The 23,943-nt window shown below is 70.4% G+C and carries 22 protein-coding genes and 1 pseudogene; 6 read left to right on the top strand and 17 right to left on the bottom strand.

From position 1 onward, the window contains the following. Positions 1 to 99: 99 nt before the first annotated feature. Both AC07F3_RS37360 and AC07F3_RS37355 read left to right on the top strand, forming a co-directional pair. Positions 100 to 705, top strand: a complete 606-nt coding sequence (locus tag AC07F3_RS37360; RefSeq protein WP_479119250.1) for a sigma-70 family RNA polymerase sigma factor — start codon at positions 100 to 102, stop codon at positions 703 to 705. 266 nt (positions 706 to 971) lie between these two features. Then, positions 972 to 1,106, top strand: coding sequence for a hypothetical protein (locus AC07F3_RS37355; RefSeq protein ID WP_479119249.1), 135 nt, complete (start codon positions 972 to 974; stop codon positions 1,104 to 1,106). 370 nt (positions 1,107 to 1,476) lie between these two features. On the opposite strand, the gene AC07F3_RS37350 is transcribed toward AC07F3_RS37355, so the two are convergent. Further along, complete coding sequence (locus AC07F3_RS37350; RefSeq protein WP_479119248.1) at positions 1,477 to 2,394, bottom strand: alpha/beta hydrolase; 918 nt, start codon at positions 2,392 to 2,394, stop codon at positions 1,477 to 1,479. 251 nt (positions 2,395 to 2,645) lie between these two features. Here AC07F3_RS37350 and AC07F3_RS37345 point away from each other — a divergent pair, with 251 nt between their 5' ends. Continuing rightward, the gene (locus AC07F3_RS37345; protein WP_479119246.1) at positions 2,646 to 3,509 is read left to right on the top strand and encodes an LLM class flavin-dependent oxidoreductase; all 864 of its coding nucleotides are present in this window, start codon (positions 2,646 to 2,648) and stop codon (positions 3,507 to 3,509) included. A 1,299-nt stretch (positions 3,510 to 4,808) separates the two neighbouring features. Here AC07F3_RS37345 and AC07F3_RS37340 read toward each other — a convergent pair. From AC07F3_RS37340 to AC07F3_RS37330, 3 genes are all read right to left on the bottom strand, one after another. Further along, entirely contained in the window at positions 4,809 to 5,375 is a 567-nt protein-coding gene (locus tag AC07F3_RS37340; protein WP_479119244.1) for a dihydrofolate reductase family protein, read from the bottom strand. A gap of 523 nt (positions 5,376 to 5,898) precedes the next feature. Beyond that, positions 5,899 to 6,282, bottom strand: coding sequence for a VOC family protein (locus tag AC07F3_RS37335; RefSeq protein ID WP_479119243.1), 384 nt, complete (start codon positions 6,280 to 6,282; stop codon positions 5,899 to 5,901). Between the two features lie 106 nt (positions 6,283 to 6,388). Next, positions 6,389 to 6,568 (bottom strand): hypothetical protein, encoded by a 180-nt coding sequence (locus AC07F3_RS37330; protein ID WP_479119242.1) that lies wholly within the window; start codon positions 6,566 to 6,568, stop codon positions 6,389 to 6,391. A 53-nt stretch (positions 6,569 to 6,621) separates the two neighbouring features. Between AC07F3_RS37330 and AC07F3_RS37325 the strand changes: the two are divergent. Continuing rightward, positions 6,622 to 7,348: pseudogene (locus tag AC07F3_RS37325) on the top strand (methyltransferase domain-containing protein); the annotation flags it as partial. Here AC07F3_RS37325 and AC07F3_RS37320 read toward each other — a convergent pair. From AC07F3_RS37320 to AC07F3_RS37280, 9 genes are all read right to left on the bottom strand, one after another. Then, the gene (locus AC07F3_RS37320) at positions 7,318 to 8,220 is read right to left on the bottom strand and encodes a TauD/TfdA dioxygenase family protein (protein ID WP_479119241.1); all 903 of its coding nucleotides are present in this window, start codon (positions 8,218 to 8,220) and stop codon (positions 7,318 to 7,320) included. The pseudogene AC07F3_RS37325 and the gene AC07F3_RS37320 overlap by 31 nt on opposite strands. A 12-nt stretch (positions 8,221 to 8,232) precedes the next feature. Beyond that, positions 8,233 to 9,579, bottom strand: a complete 1,347-nt coding sequence (locus AC07F3_RS37315; RefSeq protein WP_479119239.1) for an LLM class flavin-dependent oxidoreductase — start codon at positions 9,577 to 9,579, stop codon at positions 8,233 to 8,235. Beyond that, positions 9,576 to 10,349, bottom strand: coding sequence for an ABC transporter ATP-binding protein (locus tag AC07F3_RS37310; protein ID WP_479119238.1), 774 nt, complete (start codon positions 10,347 to 10,349; stop codon positions 9,576 to 9,578). Before AC07F3_RS37310 ends, AC07F3_RS37315 begins: the two co-directional genes overlap by 4 nt. Further along, a complete protein-coding gene (locus tag AC07F3_RS37305) occupies positions 10,325 to 11,173 on the bottom strand; it encodes an ABC transporter permease (protein ID WP_479119237.1) in 849 nt (282 codons plus the stop codon). Before AC07F3_RS37305 ends, AC07F3_RS37310 begins: the two co-directional genes overlap by 25 nt. Positions 11,174 to 11,178: 5 nt before the next feature. Next, positions 11,179 to 12,252 (bottom strand): ABC transporter substrate-binding protein, encoded by a 1,074-nt coding sequence (locus AC07F3_RS37300; RefSeq protein ID WP_479119236.1) that lies wholly within the window; start codon positions 12,250 to 12,252, stop codon positions 11,179 to 11,181. A 228-nt stretch (positions 12,253 to 12,480) separates the two neighbouring features. Continuing rightward, complete coding sequence (locus tag AC07F3_RS37295) at positions 12,481 to 12,633, bottom strand: hypothetical protein (protein WP_479119234.1); 153 nt, start codon at positions 12,631 to 12,633, stop codon at positions 12,481 to 12,483. A 54-nt stretch (positions 12,634 to 12,687) separates the two neighbouring features. Beyond that, complete coding sequence (locus AC07F3_RS37290) at positions 12,688 to 13,893, bottom strand: ROK family protein (protein ID WP_479119233.1); 1,206 nt, start codon at positions 13,891 to 13,893, stop codon at positions 12,688 to 12,690. A 249-nt stretch (positions 13,894 to 14,142) separates the two neighbouring features. Beyond that, entirely contained in the window at positions 14,143 to 15,534 is a 1,392-nt protein-coding gene (locus AC07F3_RS37285; RefSeq protein ID WP_479119232.1) for a uracil-xanthine permease family protein, read from the bottom strand. Next, positions 15,531 to 16,667 carry an aryl-sulfate sulfotransferase gene (locus AC07F3_RS37280; protein WP_479119230.1) on the bottom strand — a complete coding sequence of 379 codons (1,137 nt, stop codon included), beginning with the start codon at positions 16,665 to 16,667 and terminating at the stop codon, positions 15,531 to 15,533. The genes AC07F3_RS37285 and AC07F3_RS37280 overlap by 4 nt, the downstream gene beginning before the upstream one ends. Before the next feature lie 130 nt (positions 16,668 to 16,797). On the opposite strand from AC07F3_RS37280, the gene AC07F3_RS37275 reads away from it, so the two are divergent. Next, on the top strand, positions 16,798 to 17,361 hold the full coding sequence (locus AC07F3_RS37275; RefSeq protein ID WP_479119229.1) for a helix-turn-helix domain-containing protein: 564 nt from the start codon (positions 16,798 to 16,800) through the stop codon (positions 17,359 to 17,361). Positions 17,362 to 17,806: 445 nt separating this feature from the next. On the opposite strand, the gene AC07F3_RS37270 is transcribed toward AC07F3_RS37275, so the two are convergent. From AC07F3_RS37270 to AC07F3_RS37255, 4 genes are read right to left on the bottom strand one after another with little or no spacing between them, the layout of a single operon-like run. Next, positions 17,807 to 18,940: an XdhC family protein gene (locus AC07F3_RS37270; RefSeq protein WP_479119227.1), complete on the bottom strand. Its 1,134-nt coding sequence runs from the start codon at positions 18,938 to 18,940 to the stop codon at positions 17,807 to 17,809. Beyond that, the gene (locus AC07F3_RS37265; protein ID WP_479119226.1) at positions 18,933 to 21,107 is read right to left on the bottom strand and encodes a xanthine dehydrogenase family protein molybdopterin-binding subunit; all 2,175 of its coding nucleotides are present in this window, start codon (positions 21,105 to 21,107) and stop codon (positions 18,933 to 18,935) included. The genes AC07F3_RS37270 and AC07F3_RS37265 overlap by 8 nt, the downstream gene beginning before the upstream one ends. Then, complete coding sequence (locus AC07F3_RS37260) at positions 21,104 to 22,114, bottom strand: FAD binding domain-containing protein (RefSeq protein ID WP_479119225.1); 1,011 nt, start codon at positions 22,112 to 22,114, stop codon at positions 21,104 to 21,106. The genes AC07F3_RS37265 and AC07F3_RS37260 overlap by 4 nt, the downstream gene beginning before the upstream one ends. Continuing rightward, entirely contained in the window at positions 22,111 to 22,668 is a 558-nt protein-coding gene (locus AC07F3_RS37255) for a (2Fe-2S)-binding protein (protein WP_479119223.1), read from the bottom strand. Before AC07F3_RS37255 ends, AC07F3_RS37260 begins: the two co-directional genes overlap by 4 nt. Before the next feature lie 330 nt (positions 22,669 to 22,998). On the opposite strand from AC07F3_RS37255, the gene AC07F3_RS37250 reads away from it, so the two are divergent. Further along, positions 22,999 to 23,577 carry a TetR/AcrR family transcriptional regulator gene (locus AC07F3_RS37250; protein ID WP_479119222.1) on the top strand — a complete coding sequence of 193 codons (579 nt, stop codon included), beginning with the start codon at positions 22,999 to 23,001 and terminating at the stop codon, positions 23,575 to 23,577. Positions 23,578 to 23,943 lie beyond the last annotated feature (366 nt).

The following is a 23,943-nucleotide window of genomic DNA, read 5'->3' as shown; positions in this document are numbered from 1 at the left end:
ACAAGGACCCCCCCACCCGCGTTCGCTCTGGTGACTATCCCCCCCCCCCCTCCCTTCCCCCCCCCCCCCCCCCCCCCCCCCCGACACAGGGAGACGCGCATGAACACCACAGGCATTCGGCCGTGTGCCCCGTACGCCGCGACCGGTGACGAGGAACTGAGCGACGCCGAGGTAGGCGCCGGCCTTCGCCACGGCGATCTGCGATGCTTCGCCACCCTCTACCGCCGCACCGCGGGCCTCGTCTACTCCGTGGCAGCCCGGAAGCTGGGCGACCGCGAGGAGGCCGAGGACGTCACTCAGCAGGTGTTCATGGCGGCCTGGCGCGGGAGGAGCGGCTACGACCCGGCGCGCGGGCCCCTCTCAGCGTGGCTCGTCGGCATCACCCGAAAGAAGACCGCCGACGCGCTCACCGCCCGCGCCCGGCGCACCCTCATCACGACGACCCTGGCCGCACGGCACGACCCCATGCACATCGACGTCCAGGAGGAGCGGTCCGTCCACCGGCTCATGCTCGCTTCCAGCCTTCGAGCCCTGCCCACCACCCAGGGCCGTCTGGTGGCCCTGGCCTACTACAGGGACCTGACGCACACACAGATTGCCGAGCTGACGGGGCTGCCCCTGGGCACCGTCAAGAGCCACATCCGGCGGGGCCTCCTCACCCTGCGACGCAGGCTCACCGAGTCCTCAGCCATCGCCAGTACGTGAGGAGGCGGCCCGTAGGTCGGCCTCCGCGGCCAACCGGCGGCCGACCTCCGCTCTCCAGTCGCGCCTCGGCCCTTACGCGCCGTGTACAAACTGGACGCCCCGTCGGCCAGGCGTAACGCGCAGACTGCCCTGCCGGACACCCCGCGGAAGACCGGGAGTGCCCCGCTGCAGAGGCTGCACCATAGAGCAACCGACCGCTCCCAGCGCCCAAAACCGGTACGGGCCCTCTGCTCCAGTCATCGCTTTGATCACCGGCGTCGTGTGAGGTGTCCCTGGCCGATCGAACACAGTCCCGACCCGAGCTGACTGGCTGGCTGCTCCTCACGCCGATCCTGGTGCTGCTCGTCCGGGCCAACCTCACCGACCACCGCCTGCCCGAGACGTCCTGGCCCTCCCCCTGACGGCCGCAACGCCCGCTGGTGGACACCCGACGACCTCCGCACCTGCGCGGTCGTCTTCGAAGCCCGCGAAGGTGGGCGGATCATCCAGGGGTGCTGGGGTGTTGCGGCGGCCACTTGAACGGAAGCCGGGAGGCCGGCGTGCGTGCGGCCCGCCCTCACGGGGTGGGGGCTGTCAAACGCCGGTCAGGGCGTAGGTACCCGTGTGCCACCCCCAGGTGCCGACCCCGCCCTCGCGGGAGCTTGTGCCCCCCGTGGGAGGGCGTCGGTGGGCAGCATGGCGAGCTGGTTGTCGGTCGGGGCGGGGCTGCGCGAGGCGTGTCTGGCGCAAGCGGCCTCTGGGGCTGGGATTCCTCGAGATCGCGGTCTGTGCCTACGATTCTGTAATCCGGTCGTGCAGCCAGGATTCGAGACCGCTGAGCGCCGTCCTGGCGATTGCCGTCGGGTGGGCCGTGAAGCCGTGGGGTGACTCGGGGTAGACCCGGAGCTCAACATCATTGCCGGCCGCTGACAACCGGCCTGCCATTGTCAGGTTGTCTTCAAGCAGCACGTCTGTGCTTCCGACGATCAGCAGCGTTGGGGCAAGCCCGCGAAGGACACCGTAGAGGGGAGAGATGTCAGGAACGGTGCGGTCTTCCACGTGGCCGACGTACGCCTGGATGAAGTATTCGTCCGCGATGCCGCGACCAGCCGGGGTTCGTGCGCTCAAGTCGTAGGTCCCGAATTGGAGTGCGGCGCCGGTGAATCGGTCGGCAGCACTTCTGTCTCTCAGGCGGAGCAAGGTCGCCAGGGCGAGTGTGGCTCCCGCGGAGCTCCCCCCGATCGCAAGGCGGGACGTTCCGAAGCGGGCATCGGCTTCTTCGACGAGCCAGAGCGCCGCCGCTTCACAGTCGTCTGGTGCCGCTGGCCAGGGGTGCTCGGGTGCCAGCCGGTAGTCGACGCTGACAACGGCGAGGTGCAGGGCGTCTGCGAGCTCGCGGTTGCGTCGGTCTCCTCGCGCTGCGGAGTCCATGTAGAAGCCGCCGCCGTGTATGTCCAGGTAGACGCCGCGCGGCGGACCGTCGACAGGCGTGAAGATCCTGACAGGGACGCTCGCTCCCGCGGCTTCGATCGTTTCTTCGATGGCAGGCGGATCAGCGGCGGGAGGAGCAGACCGTTTCGCCCGGGCCTCTTTCAGCTCCTCCAGTGAGCTGGGGCCGCGGCCTGCCGCCCTCGACTTGTAGAAGTCGCGAGCTTCATCGACCTGCTCGGCGGGTACGTCGGCCAACAGTGCGTCCAGCGCGAATCGCACGCGGCCTCCTCATCAATCGGGTCTCAACTCCACACTATCGCTGGCCTGCGGCGCCAGGCGGTGGCCGTGGCAGCAGTCGGGCTCCGCTTGGATGCGTAGCCCGATGGGGCAGTCTTGATGTCGGTCCGGCCCGGCCTCGGGTCGGGATCCCGGCGGGGTGAGCACAGCACCGCGTCTTCGATGTGCTGTCGTGAAGCCGCCTCCATCCGAATCCGATTGCCCTCTCGCGACCAGTTGCGCATCCTGCTGGGATGCGCTTCTCCATCAACATCCCCAACTTCGGTGACTTCGCCGACCCCCGCAACGTCGCGGCTGTGGCGGTTGCAGCCGAACAGGCGGGCTGGGACGGGCTCTTCGTCTGGGACCACGTCCTGCACCGACAGCACCAAGGTCGCCCCTTCGGAGACCCCTGGATGCTGCTGACCGCTGCCGCGCTGGCGACCTCGCGGATCCGGTTGGGCACCTTGCTGACGCCGGTTCCCCGTTATCGCCCGCAGCAACTTGCCCGCCAGGTGGCGACTCTGGACCATCTCAGCGGCGGCCGGGTGATCTTCGCAGCAGGTCTGGGCGGACCGGTCGAGGACGAGTATCACAGCTTCGGCGACACTGCTGAGCCACGGCTCCTTGCCGAGCGGCTGGACGAGGGGCTCGAGTTGTTGAGGCGCTGGTGGTCCGGCGAGCCGGTGGACCACCGCGGCCGGCACTACGAGGTGCGGGACGTGACACTGCTGCCCGCAACCGTGCAGCAGCCTGGTCCGCCGGTGTGGATCGGCGGGTTCTGGCCGCGTCGCCCGCCGATGCGGCGGGCAGCGCGGTGGGACGGGGCGGTGCCTCTCTTCGAGACGGCCCGGCATGGCCAGGTGCCTGAGGTGACAGAAGTTCGGGATCTTGTTGGTTATGTGCGCAAGCACCGTGTGGGCAGGGCCGAGCGGCCTTTCGAGCTCGTGCTCGGCGGTGCCACGTCCTCGAATGCTGGGAAAGCCAGGGACGTGATCGGCCCGCTGCGTGACGCCGGCGCCACTTGGTGGGACGAGCGGCAGGTCCAGACCGGCCCTGATCTGGACCGTCTCCCCCCGGTCATGCGCCGGATCGAGGCCGGTCCGCCAGTGGTCTGATCAGCGTTTCGACAATGTGCCGGGTTCGTCGGTGGAATTCTCCGGTTGCTTGTCGGGCCAGTAGCTGGGGCTGTGCATGATGACCTGGTGGCGGGCGTTGATCGCTCAGCCCAGCGGCGACCCGGCAACGAGGTGGAGAAGAGGGCATACCGGTCGCCGGGATGCGGCTGACCTCGGCGACGCTGACGCCTGCGTCGTGGCACGCCCACCGTCCACCCGCAGCAAACAGCGCCCCGGACCAGGTCCGGGGCGCTGCCACCGCTGATCAGTCCCGTGAACAGTGCTGTCCGAGCAGTCCGAGGGCGGTCAATACGAAGACGCACAGCGACATCCAGCCGACGAACGCACCGCCGCCGTCCAGTACGGCCCCAGGAACCGGAGCCCCTGCCGCATGGGAGAGCACTCCTGCCACGACCGCTTCCAGCAACGCAGACACGAACGACAAGAGCGCGAGGAGTACCTGCGTGGGAAATGTCAGCCCCACCAGTCGATCCCTTCACGAAGGTGGTCGAACCGTCGGCGGGCAGCCTCAGCTCGACCACCGAACTCGATGGCCTGCTGAGGCTCTGAGACGATTAGAGACTCACATGGCCCACTCCCATCGGCTTCGTGCGCTGTCCCCCATCGGACACGTCGCCAGCGCACGAAGCTTGCGAATGAGCAACACGCAGCCTGGCGAACCGTGTTGTGGGATACCAGGGCCTTCGTTTGAGCAGGACCACGCTTGAAGGCGTGCTGAAGAGATACAGGCTGGTGGCGTCAATGGCGATACCGGCGTAGGCCGAACGCCTGCTATGCCCCGCTGCTGGCCTGGGGTCCTCTGGTCGCAGTCCTCACCCCCTGTTTCATCAGCGCCGATCGATCCACCTCAGGCCGCCGCTCAGCCTGTACCTGGGTACCGGTTGCAAGCCCTGACCTCACCCCAAGACGCTGACACACAGCCCTCAGTGGGGGGGCGGGACTGTCCCTGTCCGCACGTGAGTGCCCCCATCCGTCGCGGCTGGCACAAGGGCGAGCGGGCCCAGCGCGGCCCGACTCCCTTGTTCGGTCGCGGAATTGGACCGACGCGTACTCGCTGCCACCCCGGACGATCGGCCGCGACTTCCACGCCGAGCGCCCCGGGCGCGGTCTGGCCGTCGCCAATTCAGGATCCGATCGTCTGCTGCCGATCACGGCTCTGCCCTGCGCGGGCGTGGCAGCTCCTCGCCGACTTCGACGTCCGGCCAGTGATCGGACACTCCCCGCCCATCGGCCGCAGGCCGGCTTCTTGCGCCTGTGCGACCTGCGGCTTGGCCGAGTTCAGCTTTGGCTGGCAGGCTTGCTGGGCAGCTCAGTGCGATTGCCCTGGCAGGAATAGACGATCTCCACGGAACCACCAGGGAGGGCGCGTTCGCGTAGGAAGGTCAGCCTGGTGTCGGCGCTGAGCGTGGGCGTCAGTTGGGTCCCACCGCCGAACAGCATCGGCAGGACGACCAGTTCGAGGGTGTCGAGCGCGCCGAGAGCGTGGAACGTCCCGATCGTCTTCGGGCCCCCGATGAGGTGGACATCGCCACCTCGGTTGGCCGCGCGGAGCTTCTCAAGCAGCCGCACCGGGTCGCTGTCGGTGGTGACGTGGTCGGGGGTGCCCTTCGGGCGGTGCGATCCGAGTACGTAGACGTCGAGGCTCGGCCATGGCCAGCGGTTGTTGTTCAGCGCCGGCTCGAAGGTGGTGCGGCCCATCAGCGCCGCCTCGCAGCCTTCCAGGAACTCCTGGATGCCGTGACTCTGGCCGGAGACGAACGCGGGGTCGGCAGTCAGAGCGGGCCACCCGCTCGGTGTGGTCACGAAGCCATCGGCACTCATACTCATCCGGGCTCGGATCTTCATGACGTCTCCTCAAGGCCGCCAGGCGGCCGGCTATGTCGTCGGCACCCCGAAGCGGCGGTCGACGAGCGGACCATACGTGTTGATCATCGGGGGCGCGACCTGTCTGGATCCCGCTTCGCGGGGTCACAGAACGCGCCTCCACCCAAGCGTCGAACGGGACACCCGCCGATCGACACGCTGCCGAAATCCTTTCCCACTGATGCTGCCCTCGCGCGCAAGCGACTCGGCGCGCTCGGCATCAGGGCGGCCCCCGCCCCGGTCCGCAGGACGACGGACAAGGCGGGCCAGGCGGGCCAGGCGGGCCCTCGTAAGATGCGCGGTGCCCGCGCCGGCCAGCGGCCGCGGTTCGACGCCGAGGACCACAGAGCTCGGCACGCAGTCGCATGTGGGATCAATAACCTCAAAGGACACCGCGCCGCGGCGATCCGCTCCGAGGCAACCTTCCTCGTCGTGGTCGTCGACGAGCGGCTATGACCAGCAGCAATCAGGCTTCCGGCCCCGCGCCCCTACCTCAAGGCGCCCCTCAGGAATACTTCGCGACGCAATCCGACTCGCTGCGAAGAACACAGAATTCATTACCCTCTGGGTCCGCGAGGACGGCCCATCCCGCGCCACCGGGTTCTCGGCGGTCGGCAACGAAGGTGGCACCGAGGCTCAGCAACCGCTCGACCTCCTCCTCGCGCGAGGTCTTCGGGCGCAGGCACAGGTGGATCCGATTCTTGATCGTCTTCGGTTCCGGCACCTGATTGAAGTGCAGCAGCGGGCCCTCCGGGAGCATCACGTCGACCTCGGGGTCGCCCGGACTGTCCTCTGGATGCAGCGGGTAACCAGTCACCTCGCTCCAGAACCGAGCCAGCTCATAAGCATCCGCACAGTCGATCGCCACGTTCTGCAACACCGAAACCATGCGGGTCAGCCTGCCTTAGCGCTGGCACAGCGTTCAAGCGCCGTCTCGCAGTACGCGCCCTGGCACTCCAGCCGCAGGTCACGACGTGACGTGGCGTCATCTACGTTCAACCGGCTGCCTCGGATGATGGCCGGATGCATCGGCATGTCTGAATTTGCTTCTTGTTCAGCGGATGCCCCAGTCGGATCGGCTTCACGGCTGGGGTGTGTTGCTCGGCGGCGCCGAAGGCGCTCGCGATCCGGGCCGGCGCCGAGCGGAACTGGTCGAACAGGGAGCCGGTGGGCACGACAAGCCCTCCGCCGCCCAGGCTCCCGGCGCCCTTTGCCCGCCCCCGGCGCCGACGACAACTCTGGCTCGGCTCTCTACACCGGCACCGAGCGCGAGGACCTGCCCGCCGAGGCCGTCGCCGCCTCCCCCGGCTGCGGAAACCCCACCGCGGTCGCCGACCTGAACGAGGGCGACCGCGTACTGGACCTCGGCTCCGCAGGCGGTATCGACGTCCTGCTCACCGCCCGCCGGGTCGGCCCCACCGGCAGGGCGTACGAGCTGGACATGACCGAAGAGATGTTGGCCCTGGCTGTGGCCAACCGGAAAAAGCCCGGTGCCACCAACACCGAGTTCCTCAAGGGCACCATCGAGGCCATCCCGCTGCCCGCAGTCACCATCGACGTGGTGATCTCCCACTGCGTGACCAACCTGTCCACCGACAAAGCAGCCGTCTGCGCCGATACGTTCCGCGTCCTGACCCCCGGCGGCCGGATCGGGATCTCCGACGTCGTCGCCGACGACGCTCTCACCCCGCTCAGCGAGCCGAACGCGGCGACTACGTCGGTCGCATCGGGGGCGCCCTGTCCTTCAGCGAGTACCGCGCGGGACTGGAAACCGCCGGGTTCACCAACATCGCGATCACCCCGACTCCACGGTCGCCGACGGCATGCGCTCCGCCGCCCGCCTCAGGAGAGGGATGACCCCGCCGGGGAAGGTAGGGGCGGGGCGCCGAGAATGCGGCGCCCCCGCCTTCCGGGCGGCCTTGTGTCACGCCTGCGGCGTGTGGACCGATGTGTAGTGCGAGGCGTCGCCCGCTATCGAGTAGCTCTCCTTGCCCTCGATGCCGACCGGCACGTCACCGGCGACGGTCACGCGGTGCAGGCGGCGAGGCAGGCCGTTGTAGTTGTCGATGGCGTAGTGCTGGGTGATCCGGTTGTCGAACAGGACCAGCTGGTTCGGGGACCAGCGCCAGCGCAGGACGTTCTCCGGCCGGGTCACGTAGGCCTGGAGCAGGTCGAGGACCTTGCGGGACTCTGCCACCGACAGGCCGACGATCCGCTGGGCGAACCCGCCGATGAACAGCCCGCGTTCGCCGGTCAGGGGATGCACGCGAACGACCGGGTGGGCGGTCCGGAAAGTGATGGATGTGAACTGGGCGCGCTGCTCCGCCCTGTCCTCGTCGACCTCCTCGTCCGGCACCGCGTAGTCGTAGTCGTTGGTGTGCTCCGCCCAGAGCGTGTCGGCGAGTTGCCGCAGCGGCTCTGGCAGGCTCCGGTAGGCGGAGGCCGAGTTGGCGATCAGCGTCTCGCCTCCGTACGGCGGGACGGTGATGCTGCGCAGGGTGCTGGCCTGCGGCGGGTTGAGGACGAAGGTGACGTCGGTGTGCCAGTGGTTGGCGCGTCCGCGTTCGCTGTCCACGGGCAGCACGTTGGGCGCGTCGTCCACGGCGGGCACGGTGGGGTGGGCGGTGGTGAGGTCGCCGAAGTGGCGGGCGAAGGCCTGCTGTCCCTCGTCGTCGAGGTCGACGTCGTCGAAGACCAGCGCCTTGTGCTCGTTGAGGGCGGCGCGCAGGGCGGCGACGGTCTCCGTGTCGAGGGGGCTGGAGATGTCGACGCCGGACACCTGGGCGCCGATGTGTGCGGTGACCTTGTGGATCTGTATGCCGGACATGGGAGGGACCTTTCAGACGTGGGCGAGTGCCGGGGAGGGGGTGTGCTGGTTGACGGGGCGCGGTAGGCCGTAGCGGTCGCGCAGGGTGCCTCGCGGGCCGTACTCCGTGCGGAACAGGCCGCGGGCGCGCAGGATCGGCACGACGTGGTCGACGAAGAGGCCGAGGCCGGAGGGCAGGACGGCGGGCATGATGTTGAAGCCGTCGGCGGCGCCCTGGCCGAACCAGTTCTCGATCGCGTCGGCCACCTGCTCGGGCGTGCCGGTGAAGGTCAGGTGGCCGCGTCCGCCGCCGAGGCGGCCGATGAGTTCGCGGACGGTGAGGCGCTCGCGCCGGGCGAGTTCCACGACGAGGGTGTAACGGCTCTTGGCCCCCTCGATGTCATTCTCCGGCGGCAGCTCGGCGGGCAGCCGGGCATCGAGTTCGAGGGTGCCCCGCTCCAGGTTCAGCAAGCGTTCGAGCCGGTGGAGGCCGTGCTCGTGGACGATGTGGTCCTCGAGGACCTGCTCGTGCGCTCGTGCCTCGGCCTCGGTGGAGCCGATGACCGGCACGATGCCGGGCAGGACCTTGAGGTGGTCGGGGTTCCGTCCGGCCGCGCGCGCCCGGGCCTTGAGGTCGGCGTAGAAAGCCTGCGCGTCCCCCAGTGTCTGCTGCGCGGTGAAGACGGCCTCCGCGTATCGGGCCGCGAGGTGCTTTCCGTCCTGCGAGGAGCCCGCCTGTACGAGGAGGGGGTAGCCCTGGGGGCTGCGGGGGACGTTGAGAGCGCCTTCGACGCTGAAGTACGTGCCCTTGTGGCGCGGCGGGTGGACCTTGCGGTCGTCGCCCCAGACCCCTTGTGCCTTGTCCGCGACGATCAGGTCGTCCTCCCAGCTGTCCCAGAGCTTGAGCGCCACGTCCAGGAACTCGGCGGCACGCTCGTACCGGGTGGCGTGGGTGGGTTCGTCGTCGAGTCCGAAGTTGCGGGCGGCTTCGGCGCCGGCGGTGGTGACAATGTTCCAGCCCGCCCGGCCGCCGCTGATGTGGTCGAGGGAGGCGAAGCGGCGGGCCAGGTTGTAGGGAGAGTTGTACGAGGTGGAGGCGGTGGCGATGAGCCCGATGTGCTCGGTGGCCACCGCCAGCGCGGTGAGCAGGGTGAGGGGTTCGAGCACGCCGGCGGGGCGCTGGCCGACGTTGCTGAACAGGACCGGGCCGTCGGCGAGGAACAGCGAGTCGAAGGTGCCGCGTTCGGCGATGCAGGCGAGCTCGCGGTAGTGGTCGAGGTCGACACTCGCGTACGGGTCGCTCTCGGGCAGCCGCCAGGAGGCCTCGTGATGTCCGGTGCTCATGAGGAAGGCGTTGAGGTGCAGTTGGCGCCCGGTCACTGGTGGTCCTCCTGCTGGTGGGCGTGTCCTTCGTGTGCAGTGACGCCGAGGGCGGTGAGCAGGCGTTCTCGGTGGTGGCCGAGGAGTGGGTCGCGGTACGAGCGCGGGTGCGGGCGCTCGATGGCCAGGTCGAGGCCGATGCGACCCTGGTCGAGCACCAGGACCCGGTCGGCGAGGACGATCGCCTCGTCCACGTCGTGGGTGACGAGCAGGATCGAGGGCCGGTGGCGCTGCCACAGCTCGCGCAGGAGTACGTGCATGCGGATCCGGGTCAGCGCGTCCAAGGCGCCGAACGGCTCGTCGGCAAGGAGGAGTTCGGGCTTCCGCACGAGGGAGCGGGCCAGTGCGGCGCGCTGAGCCTCGCCGCCGGACAGTTCGTTGGGCCAGGCTCTTTCGCGCCCCGCGAGCCCCACTTCGGCGAGGGCGGCGCGCCCGCGTTCGGCGGCCTCCTTGCCGTCCGTCCCGAGCAGCACGTTGTCGAGGACGCGGCGCCAGGGCAGCAGCCGGGAGTCCTGGAAGACTACGGACACCCGTTCCGGGGCGGTCAGTTGGCCTTCTCCCGCGACGCGGTGGTCGAGCCCGGCGATGGCGCGAAGCAGGGTGCTCTTGCCGGAGCCGCTGTGCCCGAGCAGGGCCGTGAACTGTCCGGCGGGTATGTCGAGGTCGATGCCGTCGAGGACCGTACGGCCGCCGAAGGAGCGGGTCAGTCCGGCCAGGCGGACCGCCGGGGCATTCTCGACCGTGGTCAGTTGCTCAGCGTGCGTCGCCACGACAGCACCCTCCGTTCGACGAGGCGGACCGCGCTGTCGGAGACGAGGCCGAAGACGCCGTAAATCAGCAGGCCGACGAGAATGATGTCGGTGCGTCCGTAGTTCTGGGCCTGGAACATCAGGTAGCCGAGGCCGCTGGTGGCGTTGATCTGCTCGAGGACGACCAGGGAGAGCCACGAGCCGGTGACTCCGAGACGCAGGCCCACGAAGAAGCCGGGCAGCGCGCCGGGAATGACGATCTGCCGGACGAAGCGGATCCTGGACAGCCCCTGGACTTCGGCGAGTTCGACGTAGCGGTGGTCGATGCCGGACAGCGCGGCGTGCAGGTTCAGGTAGATCGGGATGTAGACGACGATGGCGATGATCGCGATCTTGAAGGTCTCGCCGATGCCGAGCCAGAGGATGAACAGCGGGATCAGACCGAGCGTGGGAATGGCCCGGTTGAGCTGGACGGTTCCGTCGATCAGTGCCTCGCCGACCCGGCTGAGCCCGGCCACGAGTGCGAGGACCACACCGGCGGTCAGTCCGAGGGCGAACCCGTAGCCGGCGCGTTCGAGCGAGGTGAGCACGTCGGTGGACAAGGTGCCCTCGCTCCACAGTTGGCCGGCGGTGCGCAGCACCGTCCACGGCGCCGGGATCGCGGCGGGGTCCAGCTGCCCGGCGCCGGACGCGGCCGCCCACAGGGCGAGCACGAGCCCCGGGCCGATGAGCCGGGAGGCGGGCAGCCGCTTGCCGGGGGCGAGGGCGCGGCGTCGGGTGCGAAGCGCAGGACGGGCGTGCTCGGCGGATGGCGACACCAGCGGTGTGGTCGCGGTGGTGGTCATGGCTGTCACCTCTGGTATTCGGCCGGGACAGCCTCGGCGGCGAGGCTCTCGAAGCGCCGGTCGAAGAGCGAGTCGACCTTGAACCGTTTCACGAAGCCGCCCTCGGCGAGCAGGTCCGCGGTCTCCTGCTCCCACGTCACCGCCTCGTCCCAACGGGGCGGAAACAAAGGCTTGTTGGCGAGGGAAGTGATCGACCGGGCCTGTGTGAGGGTGAGGTTCTGGGTCTTGACGTAGAACTCCTCGTTCCAGGCGTCCGGGTGCTCGTACGCCCACACCTGCCCCTTCGCCCAGCGGGGGATGTACGCGGCGACGGCGGCGGCCTTGGCGGGGTCGGCGAGGACGGAGGTGGGCGCCCACAGCAGGTTGAGGAGGTCCACGACATCGGTCGGGATGGTGTGTGCGCCCTTGGGCCCGTACTGCTTGAGGTAGGCGGGGGCCTGGCTGTTGGCGAGCGGGGCGATGTCGACCTGGCCGGCCTGGAGCGCGGTGAGGAACTGATTGCTCGTCAGCGGTACGAGGTGTACGTCGCCATCCTGCAATCCGGCCTGCTTCAGGGCGCGCAGCAGGACGACGCCCTGCGCCTGCCCCTGCGAGAAGGCCAGCTTCTTCCCCTTGAAGCCCTGGACGTCCCGGATGTCGCTGCCGGGCTTCGTGGCGAACACGTAGCTCGGCTTGCGGGTGATGTCGATCGCCACGATCTTCGCGTCGTACCCCTGGAAGTGCGCCTGGATGGGCGGGATGCCCGCGTTGTTGGCGAGGTCCAGGGACTTGGCGCGGAAGGCGTTGATGACATCGGGGCCGGCGCCGGTGTTCACCCAGTCCGACACGGTGAAGGGCAGGTCGGTCAGGCCCGCCAGCTTGAACTGGAGCTGCTGGATGCCCTGGTACGAGGCGATCTTCAGGCTCGTCCCGGAGGGGACGGTGGTGGCCAGCGGGGCGGACAGGGACCCTTTGACCCGGGAGTCGGCGGCATTGGCACCCGCGCAGCCGGTGAGGGAGGCAGCGGCGGCGACGCCGAGCAAGGAGGACAGGAACAGCCGCCGGTCGACACCGGGCACGGCTGGGGACGCTGGTGGCATGGAGGAACTCCGTCAGGTCAAGGGAAACTCATGAGGGGGGAATTCGTGCGCCATTTCCGGTACCCGGGCACGGAGAAGTACCAGAAAGAGGGAAGGGCGCGCAGAAATTGGGCGCACACTGAAGGCGCGCCAGAAGCATGAAAGTGCGCGAGTGCGTCCGCACGTCAACATGGCTGCAACAATGCGTCACTTCATCGACACATCAACCCGTCGAGCACACGCGCCACATCAGCGACAAAGGGCGCGGCCGATCCGCATCAGGTCGATGAAACGGCACTTGGTCAGCGGAACCTGCCATGTGGGCGCCGGCGCGACACCGGTGATCCGGTCGCGGGCCTGCCGCGACCGGATCACCGGGGAGAATTCCTGCGCGCTGCTCATGACCAGAATGTTCTCGGCCAGGCAGAGCCCCTGTCAACATTCGGAGTTTCTGAATTAATTCAATCCCGCACGCACGCCTGATACCGCCGCCACGCCCAGCGGATCGCGGTAGAGCACGTCGAGCGCAACGGAACCGCCCGCCACAGCGAGGACGGAATCCGGGAAACTGCTCGGCACGACCACCGCGGCACGTCCCTCCCCCACAGCCTCGCGCACCGCGCCGAGGCAGTCGTCCCGGTACAGCACCCCGGCCTCGGTGATGACGACCGTCTCCGGGTTGAGCACGTCGAGCAGCAGCCCGGCCGCCCGCCCGACCATCCTGGCCCGCTCCACGAGGAGCCCTACCGCGACCGCACTCCCCTCGGCCGCGGCCCGCACGACGTGCATCGGGTTCGCCGTGCTGATGACCCCCCGCTCACGCGCCCGGCGGCACAGCGTCCGTTCACTCAACTCGACTTGGAGGCATCCCGTCCGGCCGCAGGCGCACGGCTCCGTGCCGCCTTCCAGCGGCAGATGGGCGATCGCCCCCGCCTGCGAGCGGGGGCCGTGGTGCACCTGGTCGTGGGTGGCGAACGCGGCGTCGACCACATTGCCGACGAAGAGGTGCAGGACGCTCCGGCTCCCCCGCGCCCGACCGAACAGCCGCTCGCCCTCGACCAACGCCCTTGCGTGGCCGTCCACGTGGACCGGCAGGCCGGTGTACGCGCCGATCACCTCGCGTACGGCCACGTCACGCCAGCCGAGGAGCCCGTGCTCGACGATGGTCCCGGCATCGCGGTCCACCCAGCCCCCGGCAGCCACACCAATGCCCAGCGGTGTCCGGTCGGCGGCCTCCGCGAGGAGCACGCCGAGCCCGTCGGCGGCGTTCGCGAGGACCCGGCCCGGATCGGTGCCTTCGCCATGGACCAGGCGCCGCTCGGCGACCACCCGCCCGCGCAGGTCGAGCAGCGCGACGGTGGTGTAGTGAACGGCCACGTGCACCCCGCCGACCACGAACCGGGAGGCGTCCAGATCGACGGGGATGTGCGGGCGCCCGGCGCCCTTCGGCTGCCGGGGCACAGCGGCCTCCCCGATCAGGCCGAGGCCACCCAACTGGGCACAGTGCTCCGTCACCGAGGCCGGGGAGAGGCCGGTCAGCCGGGCGATGGTGCTCCGGGCGACCGGCCCGTGCTCAAGGACGGACCGCAGGACGACGCTGGCGCTCGTCCTGCGCCGCGCGCTGTCCGCGGCCCGCCGTGCCGCTGGGGGTGCCGTTGCCATGGGTTTCCTCGGGAGCTGGTCCGACACTGCGCCGTCTCGTCGTCGGCGATCGGGACTCGCTCCCGCCGCCTCAGCTCGGGCGACAGGTGGCCGTACCTTGGCGACGCAGGTCGACATAGCGACGCGACGCGAAGTTCTCAGCCTGGGCGACCATGGCCCGACGCTAGCAAACCGGCAGGCGGCTGCCCAGATGCCGACCACCGTATGGACGGTCCCCTTCCAGGCGCGCATCCTCGTGAGGAAAGCCAGTCACTCCTGCGGGCGTGTCGCCGGCACGTCGCCCACCGCTCTGGTCCTCGGGGGCCGAGCCTGAACAGCAACCTCATGCGGCCCTGCTGCGGCGCCACTCCCCGGCCGAACCGGACCGCGCAGTACGGCTGTTGAGGCCAGTGCGTGCAGCAGCACGGCAGTGAGCGTGCCCGCGACCACCCCGCTGCCCATAACTGTGCGCAGCCAGGCGGGAAGGCCGGCGTAGAGGCCAGGAGAGAGAACCGGCAAGAGGCCCGCCGTCAGGGCGAGGGCGGCGACCATCGCCCCGGAGCCTTCGCTCAGCTCGGCTCGGCCGAGCATCTCCACGCCCATCACCGCGATCACCGCGTACACGACGAGCGCCGAACCGCCGACCACCGGAGCGGGCAGCCCTGCCACCAGACGCGAGAGCGGAGAGCAGAGCCCCGCGAGGACCAGCAGGGCTCCCGCAGCCGCCGTCACATACCGGCTGCGCACCCCCGTGAGCCGGCCGATGCCGATGTTCTCCGCGCTGGTCACCATCAATGACGTCCCGAACAGGCCACCGACAAGGGAGACCAGCGCGTCGGCGCGCGCCACGCGCGGAACGTCGCGGCCTGGGCGGGGAGCTCGGCCCGTGATCTCGCTGTTCAGCACGGTCTGGCCGGTGATCTCGGCCAGTGTGGTGAGGCTGAACACCAGCATCGGCAGCGCGGCCAGGACGTCGAAGTGCGGCGCTCCGTAGGGCAGGAATGCGGGCAGCGCGAAGCCGGAGCCCGGCGCCGGCGTGAATGCGCCGAGTCCGGTGGCCAGCGCGATCAAGGCGCCCGTCATCATGCCGACGAGCACTGCCGCCTGCCGCCACACCCCGGGCAGCACGAGGTGGGCGACAACCGTGGCCAGCACGGTGAGCGCGGCGAGGGTGAGTGCCCGCGCCCCTGTCGTGGCGCCGGGGCCGGCGACGAGCTGGGCGGCGACACGGATCATGGAGATGCCGATCAGCAGCACCGTCACCCCCATCACCAACGGCGGGAACAGGCGCACCACCCGCGCGTACAGCGGCACGACGGCCAGGAGCAGGCCGGCTGCCAGCAGCACCGAACCGCTTGCCACGGCGGGCCCGTGGTCATGGGCTATCTGAAGGAACAGCGCGGCCGCCGCCCCGCCGGGGAGCATCACGAACGGCAGCCGGGCCCCGAATGTCCACACCCCGAGCGACTGGAGCAGCGACCCGCCGCCGCACAGGACCAGCACGGTGCTCATGAGGGATGCCGTGGCCGAGGGCGACAGGCGCAGGGCGGCCGAGGTCAGGAAGACAGTGGAGACGGGGGCCGCGACCATGGCGAGGACGTGCTGCGCGGCCAGGGGTAGGAGCCGGGTGGCCGGCACGCGTTCGTTGCCGACGGACGTCACGGCCGTGCCGCCAGCCAGGGCAGCTCGGCGGGCGTGTAGCGGTAGGCGCGGAAGACGGCGTTCGGCTCGGCCGGGAAGAGCCGCCGTACCTCCGACTCCTCGTAGCCGCCGAACTGCGGCACGACGAACTCCCAGCACAGATAGCCCTCCCGGGTCACCTCGAAGAGCCGGCCGGCCGGTGAGTCGGTGACCAGGGTGTTTCCGTTGGGCAGCCGTTGGGCGGCGCCCATGAACGGTGCGAAGAACGACTCGCGGGCCGGATCGTGGTACTCCCACACCACTGCACCACTCGCGCGGTCGAGTTCGACCACGCGCGAGTACGGCACGTCGTGCCCCGGGCGGTAGACCCCGTTGTCGAAGACCAGAATGTTGCCGTTGGGCAGTTCGCTCGGATGGTGCTGCTGGGAGACCGCGCCGGGATCGGTGCGCCACAGGATCTCGCCGGTGTCCCGGCCGATCACCACCACCGCGGACACGCTGCGCAGACTTGCCAGGACATTGCCGTCGGCGAGCGGCGTCACGCTGTTGATCAGTGGCCAGTGCTCGCGCCCGTAGTCCGGGTGGAGCGGGTAGTCGGCGCGGTCCAGGTGCTCGGCGGCGCTCCACGACCACAGCTCGGTGCCGTCGGGCGCGACCTCCTTGATGGTGTCCGCCCACACCGTGGTTCCGTCCGCCTCCGAACCGGCCACCCCGCCCAGGACCCCGGCCGCCTCGGCGCCGCGCAGCGGTTCGAGAGCCGTGTACAGGATCCGCCCGTCGCCGACGTGATGGGCGTCGTGATGCTGGTAGGGGTCGCGGTGCTCGCGCAGCACCGTGCCGTCGGGGGCCGCTTCGAGCATCACTCCTCCCCGGTACTTGTGCCACATCGCGAACAGCGCCTTCTCTCCCGGCAGCACCCCGTTGTAGGCGAGGTTCCCGTTGGCGAGGATGCGGGCGTGGCGCCCAGGCCGGTACGGCATCCGCCAGGTGTGCACGGCTTCCCCGTGCAGATCCACCAGGTACACCTCGCCGCCGCCGGTCAGCGGCGCGTACAGCGTGAAGCCCGGGCAGACCGCCTGGGGATCCAGCGCGATGAGGCCGGTCCCACGCCGGCGGCGCTGGTTCTGGTCCACGACGGGCACGTTTGTGGTCACAACACCCTCCTTCAAAGTTTTTTTGATGTCTCCAAACGTGTTTGACAGTAGAGGTGGACTGTGTCAGCGATGTGACAGGAATACGAAGTCATCCGCGATGCGTAAAGTGATCCCTGGGGAGGGCTACACGATGAACGACACAGACGGCACGGGCCAGGGGCCCCGCCTCGGCGGCGCGGTACGCCGCCGACGCCGGGCGCTCGACCTGACACTCGCGGCCGTCGCGGAACGCAGCGACCTGTCCGTGCCTTTCCTCAGCCAGATCGAGAATGAGCGGGCCCGCCCCAGCATGCGCTCCCTCCAACGCCTGGCCGACGCCCTGGGCACCACCGCCGTGGCACTGCTCGCGGCCGCCGACGCCACCGACCGAGTGGTCGACGTCGTACGCGCCGGGGACGACGCGGGCCTCTCGTCCGGGGCCGGGGTGCGTCCGCTGGTGCGGGGCCACCATCAGATGCACGCCCTGGAGTTCACCGGCCAACGCGACTCCGAACGCGAATTCCTGCACCCCAACGACGAATTGATGTACGTGGCCGACGGCACGGCCGAAGTCGAGGCCGACGGCCACACCTACCACCTCGGCCCGGGCGACACCCTCTACCTCGCCGGCGGAGTGCGCCACCGCTGGCGCGCCACCGCGCCCGGCACCCGCGTCCTGGTCGTGGCCGTCTCGGACCACGTCGGCGGCGCCTGACAACCGGCCCAACCTCCGCTGCCGATCACCGATACCAGCTGCGCATTCTCAAGACCTGGTGCGGGCTCACCCGAACCCCGTCGGCCTGCGCAACGGCGAAGAGAAAGCAAACCCCGAGCCGTTCGGCCCGACGGGCACCGAACGGCCCTTGATCGGGGCAGGTTGAAAAACGAGAGACGACTGGACGCCCGGGACGCGCTCGCTCGTTGAGGCGCCCGCTGGACAGCAGCACATTCACCGCCCCGATGGGCTGGTCATGTACGCGCAGCGACCTGGCCTACGCGCCGGTCTGCCCGGCCGCCTGAGCGGCCGCGACGGAGTGCGGCCAGCTCTCCTCGCGCTCGGCCACGTCGGCAGCTTTACTGGCCCGAGGGCTGCGGAAGGTGTCAGAGGGCGGCGCCCCCGACCATGTCCGGCGAGCGGCGCCGCTCCGGGCTGACCGTCTTCACGCGGCCGCCGGCCTCCTGCCGCGGTGGATCGGCGTGCGCGCACCGGTCAACGGGGCGCCCGTGCCTCCCTCCCGCGTCGCGATGATCTCGGCCGCGATGGACAGGGCGGTCTCCTCGGGCGTACGGGCGCCGAGGTCGAGGCCGATCGGCGAGCGCAGCCGCGCCAACTCCCCCTCTGTGACGCCGACTTCACGCAGCCTGCGCTCACGGTCGTCGTGGGTGCGCCGAGACCCCATCGCTCCGACGTACGCGACCGGCAGCCGCAGAGCCTCCTTCAGGAGGGGCACGTCGAACTTGGCGTCGTGGGTGAGCACGCACAGCACGGTGCGCTCGTCCGTCCTGGTGCACCGCAGGTAGCGGTGCGGCCAGTCCACCACCACCTCGTCGGCCTCGGGAAAGCGGGCACGGGTGGCGAAGACGGGCCGCGCGTCGCACAAGGTCACGTGGTAGCCGAGGAACTTGCCGGTGCGCACCAGCGCCGAGGCGAAGTCGACCGCACCGAAAACGATCATGCGGGGCGGGGGCACGAGTGATTCGACGAAGAAGGTCAGCGGGCCTTCGCCGGCGTCCTTGTCCGCACACTCCAGGGTGAAGGTGCCGGTGCGGCCCGCCTCCAGGAGGGCGTGGGCCAGGTCCGCCGCTGTGCGGGCCGACTGCGGGCGCCCGCCGAGCGTGCCCTCGTAGGAGGCGTCGGAGCGGACGAAGAGCGCCCTGCCCAGCAGGTCGGCCGGGCCGTCCACGACCCGGGCGAGCGCGCCCGTCCCGCTCTCGGCCGCGGCGGACAGCGCCGCGCGCAGCACCTCCCGGTCCGGCGCGGCGGCGGTTACCGGTGTCACCAGGACCTCGATCACTCCGCCACAGGTCAGCCCGACTGCGAAGGCGTCCTCGTCGCTGTAGCCGAACCGCTCGCGCACGGAGCGGCCGTTCTGCAAGGCCTGCCCGCACAGCTCGTACACCGCACCCTCGACGCACCCGCCGGACACCGATCCGATGGCCGTGCCCGCGCTGTCGACGGCGAGGGCCGCGCCGGGCCGACGGGGCGCGCTGCCGCCGACGGCCACCACGGTGGCCACGGCGAAGTCCCGCCGCTCCTCGACCCAGCGCCGCAACTCCCCCGCCAGGTCAAGCAAGGGAGCCGCCCTCGGGCGCTGCTTGTCCGGCAGGGTGTGTGGCGCTCGCGGCCCGCAGGACACGGTCGGGGCGGATCGGCAGATCGCGGTGGCGTACGCCGGTGGCGTGCCAGACCGCGTTGGCGATGGCCGCCGCGACACCCACGATCCCGATCTCGCCGATGCCTTTGATCCCGCCGACCGGGTCGTCGGGCACCGGGTCGTCCACCCAGTCCGCCTCGATGAGGGGTACGTCGGCGTTGGCCGCGAAGTGGTAGCCCGCGAGGTCGGCACCGACGTGTCCTCCGGACGCCTGGTCCCTGATCGCCTCTTCGTGCAGGGCCATGGACAGGCCCCAGGTCATGCCGCCCACCAGCTGGCTGCGTGCGGTCAGGGGGTTGACGATCCGGCCCGCCGCGAAGATCCCGAGGAGTCGGCGGACGCGGACCTCGCCACTGGTGACGTCCACGGCGACCTCGGCGAACTGTGCCCCGAAGGAGTGCCGTTCCTTCGGCGGGAGCGAGCCGACGAGCTCGGCCGTGTTGGAGCGGGCGGTGATTCCCTGCGGTGGAATGTCTCCACCCAGGGCCAGTTGCTCCCGCAGCTCGCCGGCGGCGGCCATGACGGCCCAGGCCCAGGAGCGCGTGCCGGTCGAACCGCCGGCGACCATCGCCGGCCCGAAGTCGCTGTCCGCGATGCGGACGCGAACGCGCTCCGGGGCCACCGAGAGCGCGTCGGCGGCGATCTGGGTCAGTGCGGTCCTGGCCCCGGTACCGACGTCCGCCGCGGTGATGCGCACGGTGAAGGTGCCGTCGGCCTCAGCCGTCACGGCTGCCGTGGAGGGCGCGACGCCCGAGGGGTAGGTGGCCGCCGCCGTGCCGGTGCCGAGCAGCCAGCGCCCTTCGCTGCGCAGGCCGGGACGCGGGTCGCGGTCGGCCCAGCCGAAGCGGCGCGCGCCCTCCTGGAAGCACGCGGTCAGGTTGCGGCTGCTGAAGGGCAGTCCGGAGACCGGCCCCGCGCCCGGCTCGTTGCGCGCCCGCAGCACGATCGGGTCGATACCGCACTTCTCGGCGAGCTCGTCCAGGGCCGACTCCAGCGCGAAGGATCCGGGCGCCTCGCCGGGCGCCCGCATCCAGGTGGGCGTGGGGACGTCGACCGGCACGACGCGGTTGACGGTGTGGTGCGCGTCGGCGTCGTACATGATCCGCGCGATGGAGGCGCTCTGCTCGACGAACTCGAAGACGGTCGAGGTGAGGCTCTGCGCCTGGTGGTCGAGGCCGCGCAGCCGGCCGTCCGCGTCGGCGCCGAGCCGCACGCGCTGCGCGGTGGGGCTGCGGTAGCCGACGACGGAGAACATCTGGTGACGGGTCAGGACGACGCGGACCGGGCGGGCCAGGACGGTCGCTGCCATCACGGCGAGCACCTGGTGGGGGCGGACCCCCTTGGAGCCGAAGGCGCCGCCGACGTGCTCGGAGCGCACGCGGACCGAGGCCGGGTCGAGCGAGAATAGCGCGGCGAGTTCATCCGCCACCCACTTGCTGCCCTGATTGGAGTCGTGAACCTCCAGGCGGCCGCCCTCCCACCGGGCGGTGGCCGCGTGCGGCTCCATCGAGCTGTGGTGCTCCTCCGGCGTGGTGTAGTGGGCGTCCACGACGACTGCGGACGCGGCGAGTTCGGCTTCCACATCGCCTTTCGTGGTCTCGGCCTGCAGCATCGGAGAGTTCTCCGGCGTGTACGTGCCGGGGCGGCCCCCGTAGAAGGAGACGTCGTGCGGCTCGGTGTCGTAGCGCACCACCAGCGCTTCGGCCGCCTCCCTGGCCTGTTCCGAGGTCTCGGCGACGACCAGGGCGACCGGCCAGCCGACAAAGGGCACGCGGTCGTGCTGAAACACTGCCATGACCGGGTCGGGGCGCCCGAGGAGACCGATGAACTCCCCATTCACGCGCGGGGCGTTGCCGTGGTGCAGGACGGCCAGGACACCCGGCATGGCCAGGACGGGGGCATCCTCCACCTCCAGGATCCGGCCCCGGGCGACGGTGGAGGCGACCATCCAGCCGTGAGCGAGGCCGGCGAAGGGGATTTCCCCGGCGTAGCGAGCCGCTCCGGTGACCTTGTCCCGGCCCTCGACCCGGCTGTGCGCGGCCCCGACCGCGCCTGTGGTGACGGGGGTTCCGGTCGTGGTGGTCATCGCACGCTCTCCTCGGCGGGGTCCGCCTGCTCGGCGAGTTCGGTCAGCACCGCCACGACGAGGTTGCGTATCAGGGCCACCTTGTAGCGGTTGTGCGGCAAGGGCTCGGCGGCGGCCAGTTCGGTGGTGGCGGCGGCCGCGAACGCCTCGGCGCTCGCCGGTCCGCCGATCAGCGCCCGCTCGGCGGCACGCGCCCGCCACGGCCGGGACGCGACGGCCCCCAGAGCCAGGCGCGCGTCGCACACCACGCCGTCCCGTACGTCCAGGGCAGCGGCGACCGAGCCGATCGCGAACGCGAACGATGCACGCTCGCGGACCTTGCGGTAGCGGGAGTTGGCCGCGACCGCGGCGGGCGGCAGGGTGATCCCGGTGATCAGCGCTCCGCTCGGCAGCGCGGTCTCCAGGTGCGGAGTGTCCCCCACCGGAAGGTAGAAGTCCGTGATCGCCAGCTCGCCCGGTCCTGCGGCCGTCTCGTACGACACGACCGCATCAAGGGCGGCGAGTGCGACTCCCATGTCGGAGGGATGCACCGCGACGCAGTGCTCGCTGGCGCCGAGGATGGCGTGATTGTGGTGCTCGCCCGTCACGGCGGGGCAACCGCTGCCCGGAGAACGCTTGTTGCACGGCAGAGCGGTGTCGGTGAAGTATCCGCAGCGGGTGCGCTGGAGCAGGTTCCCGCCCACGGTCGCCATGTTGCGCAGCTGGCCGGAGGCGCCGGCGAGCACGGCCTGCGCCAGCGCCGGGTAGCCGCGTCGCACCTGCGGGTGGGCGGCGAGGTCACTGTTGGTGACAGTCGCGCCGATGCGAAGGCCGCCGTCCGCCGTCGCCTCGATCCGGCCGAGCGGCAGTTCCCGTACGTCGATCAGCAGCGCGGGCCGCTCCACGCCGGCCTTCATCAGGTCGACGAGGTTGGTGCCGCCGCCCAGGTAGCGCGCCTCGGGCTCCGCCCCGAGCAGAGCGACCGCGCCGGGGACGTCGTGTACCCGCTGGTAGCCGAATTCCCTCATACCGCTGCCTCCTTGGCGGTGCCCGTCGTGACCTCCGCGGCCCGGGCGACCGCCGCCACGATCCCCACGTAGGCCCCGCAGCGGCAGAGGTTGCCGCTCATCCGTTCCCGGATCTCCTCGGCGCTGAGCGGTGGTGCTTGCGCCTCTGGGCTGACGTCGGCGCTGACGGCGCTGGGCCAGCCGGCCGCGTGCTCCTCGATCACCGCGAGGGCCGAACAGATCTGCCCCGGCGTGCAGTAGCCGCATTGGAAGCCGTCGAGGTCGAGGAATGCCTGCTGCACCGGGTGCAGTTGGTCGCCGTCCGCGACCCCCTCGATGGTGGTGATGACGCGGCCCTCGGCGGCGACCGCGAGTTGGAGGCAGGAGACCGCGCGGCGCCCGTCGACCAGGACCGTGCACGCCCCGCACTGGCCCTGGTCGCAACCCTTCTTGGTGCCGGTCAGATCGAGCCGCTCGCGCAGGGCGTCGAGCAGCGTGGTGCGGTGGTCGACGGACAGCGTGTGCTTCTCGCCGTTGATGTTGAGGGTGATGACGCTGGACGTCAACGGGGCCATGAACAGCCTTCTTTCACGTGCGGGCTAGGGACGGCGGGCAGGCCGGGGGCCGGAAGGCCCCTGTCACGTGCGCCTGAGGCGTGTGCGCGAAGCGAAGGGGTACGGAGGAGACGAAGGGCGTGCCTGAGACGGGTGGCGTGTGCGGCGGAACGCGGGCCGGATCGTGCGGGCCATCCGGCCAGTTGCACCAACTCCGCGTGCCGCTATGGTGCAGTCAAGCGGACAATTGTCCGTTAGCCTCGAACTTAACGGACAGCTGTCCGCTTAGCAAGAGTGCTTCGGGCACGGGTCCCGGCGGCGCCGGAGCGCCGGGCGTCAGGAGGAGCACGTATGCGGCACGAGAAGGACGCTCCCCTGCGTTCGGACGCCCTGCGCAACCGCGAGCGCATCCTGGAAGTGGCCCTGGAGGAGCTGACCTGCTCGGCCGACACGCCACTGAGTGCGATCGCCAAGAAGGCCGGTGTCGGGCAGGGCACGTTCTACCGCAACTTCCCCAACCGCGAGGCGCTCGTCCTGGAGGTCTACCGCTACGAGGTCCAGCAGCTCTCGGACGCGGCGGCGCACCTCGTCCAAACCCGGCCGCCCGAGCGGGCGTTGCGGGAATGGATGGATCGCCTGGCGCAGTACGTGATGGCGAAGGTCGGTCTGGCGGCGGCGCTGCGCGGTGGCAGCACGGCCTACCGCACCCTGGGCGCCCTGGGCCACGGCCCGATGGTCGCGGCGGTATCGATGCTGCTGCGGGCGAACGAGGAGGCGGGCACGATCCGTCCCGGAGTGACGCCCGACGACTTCCTGCTCGCCATCGCCGGGCTGCTCCAGATCGACCCGCACAGCGACTGGCAGACACGCTCGACCCGTCTCCTCGACCTCGTCATGGACGGGCTGCGAACGGGCGCACCCGGTTCATGAAGGTCGCGCCGGTGCAGGCAACCTGGTGGGCTCCGAACTCCAACGAAGCCTGGCAGACAACGGGTTGATGAGTTCCGCGACGAGCGCGGCCGGGCTGTCGGCCGGCCAGCCGGTCGCCCTCAAGCCTCACGACTTGGAGGTCATTGCCTTGGCTCGGCCACCTCATGGGCCATGTGGGGCTTGGGTATAGGGACGGCCTCAAGGCGCGCCGAGACCGGTAGTTGGCGCTCGCTACCGGCTTGCCCGTGCGATCGGCAGGACGGGACGCGTGCGGCGGGAAGAACACCGGAAGCCGGGAAAGGACCTTCTAAGCCGCGACAGCGAAGGCTCCGCTCGTGACCATATGCGGCCTGCCCCCGGTGCACT

Source organism: Streptomyces sp. NPDC045846 (genome assembly GCF_056431605.1).
The sequence above is the reverse complement of the archived record's forward strand: the minus strand, read 5'-3'. Positions and strand labels throughout refer to the sequence as shown.